This window comes from Prosthecobacter sp. Pr1, assembly GCF_057652315.1.
On sequence record NZ_JBYFBS010000001.1, the window covers coordinates 431449 to 442460 of the forward strand.

Consider the following 11012-nt stretch of genomic DNA (forward strand, 5'->3'; position numbering starts at 1 on the left):
AATTAGGCAGTGATTTTTTGTTCCCGCAGCGCCAGCAATTCCTCAAACACCGCACTCAATTCCTCACCCTCAATCTGCTTTTCCTTCAGCAGTTCGCGGAAAACCTCACGTGGCTGAAGTTCGCTGAGAGCAGGGCCGGTATGCTCCCAGGTAGAGGCCAGACTCAGAGGCAGGTCCGCAAGAACTTTCAAGACTTCGAAGCGAGCACCAGCAGCTTCGCGGATCAGCCGGTCAAGGTCAGGCTCCGGGGCATCAAGTTTCACCGTGATCTCCGCCCAGCTTGCCGCGGCAACCTTTTCCAAGTCAGCAGCCAGTGTGGCACGACTGACACTGACACGGGTCAGCAGCCGGGTGGCTGGGATCGAAAGCGTCTCGATTTTCATCCCCTCGGTATCGAGCACAACGACCGATTTTCTGTCCGCAGCTTCAGAGAAGCTAAGCGCCACGGGGGAGCCGCTGTACCTCACATGTTCAAGCCCCGCGACCCGCTGCGGTTTATGCAAGTGACCCAGCGCGGTATAACCAAAGCCCTCAAACACATCCGCGCCCACGGCACCCAGATTGCCAATGTGGATGTCGCGCTCGCTGTCACTGGTGGTCGCGCCGAGCACCGTGAGATGTCCCATCGCGATGACGGGGCGCTTGCCTGCCAACGCACGGCAGGCGCCGAGTTGCGCGGCATAATGCTCACGAATGGCCGCACGCACCTGGCTTTGCACATCCGTCATGGCCTCACCGACGGCGGCCTGCCTTAGATCGCGTTCACGCAGGAAAGGCACGGCAGCGACGACGGCCTCGCCGAGATCCACGATGTTCTCACCCGCATGGCCAAAGACATGCACCTCGAAGCGCTTCAGCAGTTCACGCGGCGCATTGAGATGCGAGGCGGAGTCATGATTGCCCCCTGTGATGACGGCTTTCACCGTGCGCAGATCGGCAAGGCGTTTGAGAAAGTCGAAATACAAGGCCACAGCATCCTGCGGTGGATTTGCTGCATCAAAAACATCCCCGCTCAGCAGCAGCGTGTCGATCTTCTCGGTGCGCAGTGTGTCGATGAGCCAGTCAAGAAAGGCGGCATGCTCCGGCAGGCGGTCACGCTCGACGAGTCGGGCGCCGAGATGCCAGTCAGCCGTGTGGAGGATGCGCATGCAGTTGAATAGAAAGGGCGCTTGCTCCTGCAAGCACCGTCATCAGCAAGAGAGCGTTAAGCTCACTGACATGCCCACAGCAGGGCTCAGTTCCGATTCAAGAGTTTCCGCACTTCCTCTTCAGAGTACGCGCTCTTTTTGCCTCCACCCCGGTCATTGTAGTTTTCGATGATCTTCGGCGCCTTGCCGAGGCTTTTGGAGCGCGTCAGGGCAGACCCGGTTTTGAATTGATTGTCAGCCCCGCTGAACAGGCTGTCGCCTTCGCGGGCCTTCTGGTTGCCAAAGCGGGACTCATTGGCCTTGAAGCTGTTGTTCTTGCTGAGGGCCTGTTTGTCTCCCAGCGCGTAGGTCATGTCGAAATTTTTTGACTTGGACCTGCCATAAATGCTCTCATTGGTCTTGAACTCCTTCTGCCCGGAAAACGAATTGTTTCCGCCGAAGTTTTTAGAGTGATGCGTCTGCTTTTGAAAATACGAACCTGCGCTGCCTTTGGAAAGCTTGGGATCAGTCATGTATTTTTCATACTGGCTGCGCTTGGTCATATCCACTCCTGAAGTGGTGCGCTGCAGCAGCTTCTGCTCTGATGGATCCACCTTTTTCTTTTTCGTAGTGGTCTTGGTGGAGCACTGGCACAGGACAACGCCTGCGCCGAGGCAGATCAGAAGTCGCAGGGTTGCATTCATGGCTGAGTGGTGGTTTTGGCGGTCGTCTGCCGTGTGAGGAACAGGATCTCCTGTTTCACACCTCCTGGCAGGCGGAACTTTGGCAGCTCCGTTTCGATGTTCGTTAGTCTGCCCCAGCTTTGGTAGAGTTCAAAGATCAGTTTTGCCGACTCGGCCGGCATCGTCCAGTTCATGCGCATCAGAAAAATCTCCGCCGCTTCAAATTCCTTCTGACGAATCAGGAAGCGTGCCTGTGCGGCAAACAGCTCCGGCTGCAGCGCGGCGGTGTCTTCCAGACGCTGCAGCGCCGCCGCCAGCAGTTCATGCGCGAGTTCTGCATGGCCGGTGTCCTCAAAGGCCTGCGCCCATTGGATGGTCTGCGCTCCGCCGGGAAAGGTCAGCCTCAGCGTCTCACTAAAAAGTTCCTTCACCGCCGTCTCATCATGCAGGGCATGCGACACACGCACGGCCAGCGGCAGCTTGCGTCCCTGCTCACGGAATGTCGGGATGCCGGCCACGATCTCGCAGGCATCCCAGGCCCAGGCCGCACGGCCTGCCTTGAGCATTTCTTCAGCGGCCAGCTCGATGCAGATCCGGTCTTTTTCCTCCACCTTCTGCCAGGCGCTGATGAAGTCCTCGTGTGCTTCCTGCGGCAGTCCCGCCGTGAAGGCACTCAGCGCCAGCGCGGCAAGTGGCCGGTCAGTGCCCGCCCGCGCCTCGGTGCGCAGCATCGCGGCCCAGCCTGCGGCCTGTTTGCCTTTGGCCAGTCCTTTGAGCCAGCCGTGCATGTCCTTGAGGGTGTCCTGATCCCGGGTCGTCGTGCGGAACAGCGCGGCGATCTGCGCCCGCCCGCGTTCCGGTGCCCAGTCTGCCGCCGCCGCCAGCACCTTGAGCTGTTCCAGCCGCAGCGTGAAGCGTTCGTGGTCTCCCTTGATGGTACGGTCCGCCTGTGTGAGCAAGTTCAGCGCCTCGGCTGCACGGTCATGGGTGCGCAGCCCTGTGGCCAGCGCCACCACGCAGGGCAGGGATTTGCGTTCGACACACAGCGTCATCAGATCGCGCACGTCATCCCAGGCACCCGCAGCGGTGGCGATCTGGCAGCGCAGTTTCAGCAGGTCCTGCGCCACAGGGTCCAGCGGCTCGGCGAGAGGCACCTCACGCAGCAGCTTCAATGCGGCCTGAGGTTGTGCAAGGCGCTGCAGAATCTGACCCCGATGCAAACTCGCCTCGATGTCGAGGTCCGTGCCTGCTTGATCATTCGCCACATAGCAGGCGTGCAGACGATCCCAGGCGGAGAGCGCCGCCTGATCGTTCTGCATGCGTTCCTGCAGCAGGCCGAGTTCACGCAGGTAGGAAACCTCATGCGGGCGGCGGCGTTCGAGCACCTGGGTAAACTGCTCGCGAAAACCCTGACGACGCAGTTCATCCACATTGAAATTGCGCGCTAGGAACAGCGCATGCTTTTCGCGCAGGGTGTCGTCACCCGGTTGCGGCGGCTTGAGCGGGGGCTCGGCCAGCAGCAGCTTCAATGAAAAGCTCAGCCCCGGCTCGATCTCCATCGACGTTTCACACACGCGCAGCAGCCACAGCGCATAGTCGGGATTCGACGGCGCACGGTCTGGCAGCATGCTGTAAATGTCGATGGCCTCACGCACAAAGCCCGCGCTCTCCAAACGGCTGCCGAGGTTGCCGAGGGTATCCACTGAGTGCTCGGTGCGAAGATCGACCGCAGCCAGATGCTCGCGAATCAGTCTCCGTCTTGTGGGGTAGTCCACGGCACGCAGCCTGCCCAGCAGGTCATTGATGCGCCATTCGCCAAATTCCGAATCCGAGCGTGGGCCCAGCATCGTGGCCCCGTAGTGCTTGGCCAGGGTGGCGTTCGCGTCTTTAACCACACCGCCAATGCCCTGCTGCACCAGCAGCGCCTCGATCTCCCGCGTTTCCTCCCACAGGCTGCGCAGATGCGGAGGTTCTTCATAGCGTGATGATCCCTGTGGGAGCAGGCTGCCTTTGGAATCCGTCATCTCACGCTGGGCGATGAACGGCCCGGAAAGAAACCGGCCCAGTGATTCGCCACCGGTTTGATCCGCACCCGACAAGCCCGCCACCGCCGCCTTGCGAATGGCCGTCAGCGCCGAAGGCTGGGTGCGTTGCAGCCTGCGCCAGGCATCCTGCAGCGCCTCTCCGCGTTGCTGCTCAGAGCTGGTCATGCGGCTCAGTGAAGACAGGCTCAGCAAAAAGGGATCGTAGGTGGTCCGGTAGTTTTCTGCGGAAACCGGGCCGCGCACCGCCACATCGAGGTATTGCCGTGCCAGTTCCCAGCGCTCCGCGCTTTCCGCGATACGTGCGAGGAACAGCGAGTAGTCCATTTCCATTTCCGGTGAATTGATCGGCAGGCTCGCGCCCAGCGCCAGCGCCTCTTCATATCGCTGCTTGTCCTGCAGCTTGCGGGTCAGTTCCACGATGGCGGCGTTGCGCAGCACCCGGCAGCTGCCTAACTGAGCGAGACTGCTGGGACGGAAGCGGAAACTGTTCACATCCACCAGCATGGAGACACAGGCCTGCAGCAGGCTGGCCCGTGATTTCAGCACTTCTGGCGACCAGCCTTTTTCGCTGGCCCAACGCACGGCCTCATCCATCCCATGGCTGTGAAGCATCAGCCAAAGTATCGCAAACTGCGCCTCCAGCGTGGTGGTGTCTGGCAGCACCTTCTTGAGCACCACGCGAAACTCCGTGCCTGCACCCGCATAAAACAGCGCCCAGAGTTTCTCCACTTCATTCGCCTGTTCACTGGTGCTCCATTGATGGATCCACTCGTTAAGTTTCTCCCCGCCATGGGTGTTGCGCAGTTTTGCCAGTTCCTCGATCGCCCGCAGACGCACTAGAGCCGCATCCTCCGGCAGTTCGGCAAACTCAGCCCTTGGCTGGCCAAGGAAAGCCCGCAGCGTGTCCAGCTCCTTTCGCTCTAGACCCGGGGCGAGATCTAGCAGCGAGACAATGTCCCCCGTTGTCACGCCTCCGCCCGTGCGCCGCGTTTCCGTCAAAGGCAGCGGCGCGCGAACACCCGTGGTTAGATAATTGAGCACTTTAACAGGCGTGGCCAGCACCGCCTGCAGCTGCTTCTCAGCCTCCGTTTCATCGGCAAATCGCAGGCACTTCAGCGCCAGCCGCAGCCGCGCACGGCCATCCCACGAACGCACTTGGGTCATCTGCTCATACACCCTTCGCTCCGCCTCATCCTGCCCGGAGCTTTGATAGTACTTCGCCAGTTCCTCCAGCGCTGTCGCATCCTGGGCAAACCGGCTCTCAAGGCGTCGCCTCACGCGGTCTGCCTCGGTGATTTGAAATGTCTGTTCCAGCAGTTCCACCAGCCGTCGCGACTCGGTCGCGATCTCTTTAGGCGGAGCGACTGCCGCGATCTGTTTCTGGAAATAAATCGCCGACTTCAGGTCTGCCACCTTCAGCGCCGCATCACGCAATTGATCCAGGGAAAAGGGTGTGTCCGGAGCGGTGTAATACGCCTGCTTCATGCTCGCGAAGGCCTTAACATGGTCGCCACCGCGCTCATACACCTGCGCCAGTGCCTCATGATAAAATCCGTCAAACGGATGCCGCTGCACGCGTTCCAGAAGTGCGTGCTCCAGCAGCTTCAGGCGATCGCGCATCACACTCGGTGCCAGTTCGCCGCCGCTTGCGTCAGAAAACGTCAGCCGGTCGATGCTGCGGCGCAGCACTTCACGGCGGCGCTTCACATCCGTCTCACGTTCCAAAATCTGCGCCTGCACTTCCACGTGATCCGTGATGCGATGCTGCCGAAGCAGAATGTCCGCATAATTTTCAAGAAGTGGGATGGCCGCCGGGCCTTCGATCCGCTTCACCGCCTGCTTCCACAGCGCCAGCGCATCATCCGCACGGCGTTGCAGGAAATAAATTTGAGATAGTGCGGAGAGAAGCTGCCCTGAGTCTGGAAACTCGCGATACATGCGCTCCAGCAGCTTCGCCGCAGCCACGCCCGGTGGCGGCAGGGGATTGTCGCTCTTCCATCCGGGGCTGCTCGTTTCCGAGTCCACCCGCCGCTCCGACTCCATCAGCAGTTCCGCCAGCCGCAGCGTATACCGCACACGTCCCGCAGCATCCATCTCAGAGAGCCGCCGCAGCTGCCGCTCCATCAGCGCATGGTTTTCATCCTCCTGCGCCAGATCCAGTTTCAACTGCTCCAGCACCAGTGAAGCGGGCTGTTTTTTCTCCGTCACAGGATCAAATTCCAAAACATTCAGCAATTGATACGCATCTTCGAACTGGCTGGTCCGCACTGCCCACCAACAGCCGCGAAACCTCGTGGCTTGGGCGTCTTTGGATTTGGGATCAACCTTCCTGGCGCTTGAAATGACTTTTTGTGCGAATTCCAGCACCCGCTCAGGAAGTTTTTCACGTTTTGTGCCTTCGGTGTCATCGCTTGCAAAGCCCGTACCGGTAAATGCATCGGGCAGCTTGAATTCACCGTTTGGCACCGGCTTGACCGCCGCCTTCGTGTCGCCCATCAGGATCGAGAGCATGCGCTCATCCACATCCACGCGTTCCTCGTCCGTCGTGCTGGCATGCCAGGCCTTTTCGATCCATTCCGCAGCCTCGTCATTCTCGCCCTGCTCAGCGAGCAGTTCCGCCAGATGCAGCCAGGCGCCACGGCTTGCACCAGGTTTCGAAACTGCTTCACGTGCCAGGATGATCGCGCTGTCGAGATTGTTGCTTGCCGCCAGGAAGGTCGAGGCGTCGCTCAGCCGCTTCTGCCGTTCCTCCGGAGTGGTCGCGCTTTCGGTAAATCCGTGCAGCAGCTTGTCTTCAGACACCACATCACGGCGTGCGCGGAAAAATGCTGCCAGATCAAAGACCGCTTCTGCTTTCTGTGGATCGCGTTCCACGCGTGAGCGGAGGATTTTTTCAATGACGGCGTCGAGCGCACGGGTTTGAGCAAAACTCAAAACCTGCTTTTCCACGTCGGTGGAGCTTTGCATTTCCAGCAGCTTCAGAAGGCGCTCTTTTGCGCTATTTACATCTCCGTTGCGCAAATCGGCCTCACAACGCAGCAGCACAATGGTAGGAACATCACTGCCGTCGTTTTTAATGCGCTCATCGAGCAGCTTGGCAGCCTCTGCGGCACCTTCGTGATCCAGCAGGGTTCTCACCAGTTGCCAGCGGTAATCTTCCACCTGGGGCACTGCCTGGACCAGGGCGCGCAGCCAGCGCACCTGCTCATCGGGTTCGACGGTCAGTTCGAAGAAGCGTGCGGCATCCAGCAGGGTCTGTTCTGAAGGAGGGGAGGCCTTGGCGGCTTCCACCAAGGTCTTGCGGAGATCCTCCAAGGTTCCAAAGCGTTCATGCAGGCGCACTCGCCTGCGGAAAAAATCAAAGTAACGACCGTCCCGGAAATGCAGCAGGGCCAGCCCGTCGGTGAGGGCCTTGTCAGCTTTTGCGAACTGATCGGCGTGTTCGTAGATGCGCGCTAGATCGTAGAGCGCATCGAGTTTGCGCTGGGGGTCTTTTTGATCGGCGAGCTTGGAGAAGAAATTCGCTGCACGTTCTGGAAAACCTGCCTGCAAAAGGAGTTGCGCCACCTGGCGGGCGAGGTCGATGTCCTGCGGCTTTTGCAGCGCGGCGCGCTCATATGCATCGGCTGCCTCTGCATTTCTTCCACTTGCCATGGCCATGCCGCCAAGTTCGATCCACATCTGGGGGGCCTGGGGATCATCGGCTGGGGTGAGCTCGGCGGCTTTTTTGATCAGGGTGAAAGCCGTTGCGGGGTCGGAGAGTTCGCGGGCGACTTCGGCGCGTGATTTGAGAAGGATGAGGTTGTTGGGTGCAGCCTTGAGCAAATCGTCGTAAAGCTGTGCAGCGCGTTTCAGGTCGCCGCTGCGGCGGATGAGGTGGGCTTCGACGATTTTGACGGCTTCAAACTTGGATTTCTCGGCCTGCTGGGAGACGTTTTCGACGAGGAGCTTGGTTGCGTCGTGTTTCTCATAAAGGGCCCAAAGGAGGTCCAGGACGCGTCCATATTCCGGTTGTTGCACCAGAAGGGAGAGATATTCATTGGCCAGCTTGGTTTCGCGCTCGGCCCAGGGTTTTGGGGTGGTTTGTGCGTTGATTTTCAACGCCAAAGCGAGGGTCAGCGCCCATGCGAGGCACCGGAATCTTTGGAACTGACGCGGCATCAACTTCACGGCTTGGATCATAGACGTCTTTGCGGGCTGCGCCAAGCTGCAAGACGTTGCATCAAGTTACTTCAGGAGCTTGGCGAGATCGGGGGCCACTTTGTGGAGTTCTTCGGCGATGATGGCGGCGATGACTTCGGCGCCGTGGGCGTTGAGGTGGGTGCGATCGGTGGTTTTGGCTTCGGTGGGGGGGCGGACAACTGTGGGGTTGAATGTGTCGGATTCCGCAATTCCGAGCTTGTTGTGCAGGTTTACGCTGCGCGTGAAGAGGTCGACGAGGGGGACCTGCTGTTCGGTGGCGACTTTGGTGGCGGCGTCGGCATAGGGTTTGAGTTCGCCGCGGATTTTGTTGTTGTCGAAAATGCGGCGGGTGAGGGAGGTGACGAGGATGGGTTTGGCGCCGATGGCGCGGGCTTCTTCGATGAAGCGGGTGAGGTTCTGCGGGAAGGTGGTGGCGGGGTCGGTTTCGCGTTTGGGGCCTTTGCCGGGCATGTCGTTGTGGCCGAACTGGATGAGGATGTAGGCGGGTTTGGAGTCGAGGACTTTTTTCCAGTTGCCGGTGTCGCGGAAGCTTTTGGAGCTCTGGCCGCCGGCGGCGAAGTTGAGGCACTCGGCGTTGGGGCCGAGGAGTTTGGCAAAGGCGGCTCCCCAGCCGGCTTTGTCGGTGACGGTGGAGTCTCCGGCGAGGGCGATGCGGGTGCGGGTTTCTTCAGCGTGGCTGATGCTCAGGCTGAGGCTGAGGGCGAAGAGGAGGAGGAGGCTGCGGCGGAGCATGGTCGGACTTTAACGTCCGATTTTCTGCCATCTCGCACGGTGAATGGTGCGGCCCATGTGGAGCCAGTCGGTTTCGAAGTCGGTGGTGGGGTAGAAGAAGGCGTCGGCGGGCCAGTCGAGGCGGGTGAACTGGTGCTCGCGGGTGGCGAAGCTGGCGAGGGCGTCTTCGAAGTAGGGCTGGTCGTCGGTCTTGAGGAGGAATTCGCCGCCGTCGGTGAGGATGCGGTGGAGGCCGTCGAGGAATTCGGTTTGATTGACGAGGCGGCGGGCGGTGTGGCCTTTCTTGGGCCAGGGATCGGGGCAGAGGAGGTGGAGGCGGGAGACGCCGGAGGTGGGGAGGAGCCAGCCGACGGTGTAGGCGCTTTCGAGGCGCATGATGCGGGCGTTGGGTAGCTGCTGGTTGTCGATCTTGCGCCCGGTTTTGATGACGCGGCCGAGCATGCGCTCGACGCCGAGGAAGTCGCGCTCGGGGTGGTGGGCGGCCATGCCGGTGAGGAAGGTGCCGTCGCCGCAGCCGAGATCGACTTCGAGGGGGCGGGCGGGGTCGGGGAAGATTTCGGCGCGGGAGAGTTCGCGGAAGTGATCGGGGGGCGTGAAGAGGGCGGGCACGGTGGATGGTGTGCCGATGATTGCGGGGGCTGGCAAGTGAGGATTTGGGGAGGGGGAGACTGATTTTTTTTCACCGCAGAGATTGGAACGCCGCAGAGATGAGTTCTGGCGATTGAGGCTCTGGGATTTTGCTCTGGAGGATGGCAGTGGTGTTTGGGGGCGTTCTTGATGAAGCACGCTTCCAGATTCCGGCTAAAGCCGGTACTACCATACGTGCGCTGGCTTGCTTCAAATCTGGGGTGTTGTGGCGCTTCCAGAGCGGGCTACGACCCCCACTACGTGCTCTGAAGGGAGACTGATTTTGCACCGCAGAGATTGGAAAGCCGCAGAGATGAAGTTTTGGGAGGGTGGGACTGCGGAAGGCGTGGGAAGGACAGAAAGGACGGAAAGGACGGAAAGGACTGAAAGGACTGAAAGGGCGGCGGATGTTTGGCGGGGCTTGAGCGGTCGGGTGGGCTGGCTATATTTGGAGGAAACCTTTTTCCAACCTTTCCTCTCATGCCGATTTACGAGTTCTACTGCCCTGACAACAACAAGCTGTATTCCTTCCTGGCGCGTTCGCTGGCGTATCGGGACAAGCTGCCGGTGTGTCCGGATGGCGAGGGTTTGAGAATGGAGAAGCGGGTGTCGGCGTTTGCGGTGATCGGGAAGGCGAAGGAGGAGTCGGGGGATGATCCGTTTGCGGGGGTGGATGATGCGAAGCTGGAGAGCTTCATGGCGGACATGGAGCGGGAGATGGGGAGCATGAACGAGGAGAATCCGGATCCGCGTCAGCTGGGCCACTTCATGCGCAAGATGACGGAGATGATGGGCGACAAGACGCCGCCGGAACTGCGGGAGATGGTGCGTCGGCTTGAGGCGGGGGAGGACCCGGAAAAGCTGGAGGAGCAGTTTGGCGGGATGGATGAAGGGGACGCGGGGGATGCGCTGTTTTCACAGATGCTGACGCGGGCGAAGGCTGCGCGGAAACAGCCGGTGCGGGACCCGAAGCTGTATGAGATGCGGGATTTTGTGAAGGAGTGAGGGTGACCGGAATTGGGGCCGCAAAAGGGCGCAAAAAGTCGCAAAAAAGGGGGGGAGGGAGTGGGGTTCTTTGTTCTTTGTTCTCTGTTCTGGATGCTGCGGGGCCGCTGATTTAGGCAGAGGAATGACTGAGTTTAGACTTTGAGAAAGCGGCGGCTCTGTCGGGGAGTTGCGGGCTGGAGCCGGAATTGGACCACTGACTGTACAATGACTGGCACTGATATGGAGCCGGAGCTGGGGGCGTTGGTTTCGGCAAGGGAATGGAGAGCAAGGGAATGACTGAGGTTGGTGATTGAGATGGCGGTTTTCTGTCAGGGAGTGACAGACTGGTCTCAATTGCCTGGCTCCATGGACTCGATGGTGCTGGAGGAAGAGGGGGCGTTGGTTTTAGCAAGGGAATGTTATACCACGATCAATTGAAAACAGGTCTGTATCTCAGCAATGAATCCACCACAGAGGCACGATGAGCGCAGAGATCTGAAGCCGGTCTTGATTGCAAACCTCTGTGTCCATCGTGCCTCTGTGGTTGAAAACAGGCCCCCTTCTGTCCAGACCCATTTTTAACTGCTCATGGTATTAGTCAAAGGAAT

General features: G+C 59.9%; 6 protein-coding genes. 1 reads left to right on the plus strand and 5 read right to left on the minus strand.

The window, feature by feature from the left end; all coding sequences use genetic code 11:
- Positions 1 to 2: 2 nt before the first annotated feature.
- The 5 genes from AC24GY_RS01920 to trmB form a co-directional block, all read right to left on the minus strand.
- A complete protein-coding gene (locus AC24GY_RS01920) occupies positions 3 to 1148 on the minus strand; it encodes an exonuclease SbcCD subunit D C-terminal domain-containing protein (protein WP_487679810.1) in 1146 nt (381 codons plus the stop codon).
- Between the two features lie 86 nt (positions 1149 to 1234).
- On the minus strand, positions 1235 to 1831 hold the full coding sequence (locus AC24GY_RS01925) for a hypothetical protein (protein ID WP_487679812.1): 597 nt from the start codon (positions 1829 to 1831) through the stop codon (positions 1235 to 1237).
- Entirely contained in the window at positions 1828 to 8037 is a 6210-nt protein-coding gene (locus AC24GY_RS01930; RefSeq protein WP_487679814.1) for a tetratricopeptide repeat protein, read from the minus strand. The genes AC24GY_RS01925 and AC24GY_RS01930 overlap by 4 nt, the downstream gene beginning before the upstream one ends.
- Before the next feature lie 45 nt (positions 8038 to 8082).
- Positions 8083 to 8790 carry a rhamnogalacturonan acetylesterase gene (locus tag AC24GY_RS01935; RefSeq protein WP_487679816.1) on the minus strand — a complete coding sequence of 236 codons (708 nt, stop codon included), beginning with the start codon at positions 8788 to 8790 and terminating at the stop codon, positions 8083 to 8085.
- Positions 8791 to 8799: 9 nt separating this feature from the next.
- Positions 8800 to 9435: a tRNA (guanine(46)-N(7))-methyltransferase TrmB gene (gene trmB / locus AC24GY_RS01940; protein ID WP_487679818.1), complete on the minus strand. Its 636-nt coding sequence runs from the start codon at positions 9433 to 9435 to the stop codon at positions 8800 to 8802.
- 462 nt (positions 9436 to 9897) lie between these two features.
- Here trmB and AC24GY_RS01945 point away from each other — a divergent pair, with 462 nt between their 5' ends.
- Positions 9898 to 10422: an FmdB family zinc ribbon protein gene (locus AC24GY_RS01945; protein WP_487679820.1), complete on the plus strand. Its 525-nt coding sequence runs from the start codon at positions 9898 to 9900 to the stop codon at positions 10420 to 10422.
- The last annotated feature ends 590 nt before the right edge of the window (positions 10423 to 11012 follow it).